We start from the raw sequence: 357 nt of genomic DNA, 5'->3' as shown, positions 1-357 counted from the left end.
TTCGAGCTGGTCACCAAGCCCACTCAGACGAGCCAGGCGATCTTCAACATCAAAAAAACCGGGCTGCATCATCATCCATCCCTCATCGTAAGATGAACGATGGAATCACACACAGGGCCTCATAACCAGAGGGTTTTTCGAACCCTCCACGTGGGATTTGTAGCCAAAGAACGGAATGGCGAGATCTGTTGCGGGGATCGTTCCGTCATCCTGCCGCTTTGCTTTCGTGAACTTCAGCGTCCAGCGCGCATGGCGATCCTTGTGGGACAATTTGGATGGCTTGTCCTGCCAGTCTTCAGGAATACGCCCTGCCCGGAGGTCGGCTTTCTCGGTGTTGGTATTGCGCTGCTTTGGAGC

At 54.3% G+C, this 357-nt stretch carries 1 pseudogene; it reads right to left on the bottom strand.

Features of this window, described 5'->3' with window-relative positions:
- Positions 1–147: 147 nt before the first annotated feature.
- A pseudogene (locus tag KP705_RS19625) lies at positions 148–357 on the bottom strand (IS5/IS1182 family transposase); the annotation flags it as partial.

The organism is Gluconobacter sp. P1D12_c (assembly GCF_018812105.1).
Classification (GTDB): Bacteria; Pseudomonadota; Alphaproteobacteria; order Acetobacterales; family Acetobacteraceae; genus Gluconobacter; species Gluconobacter oxydans_A.
This window is presented reverse-complemented; position numbering and strand designations above follow the sequence as displayed.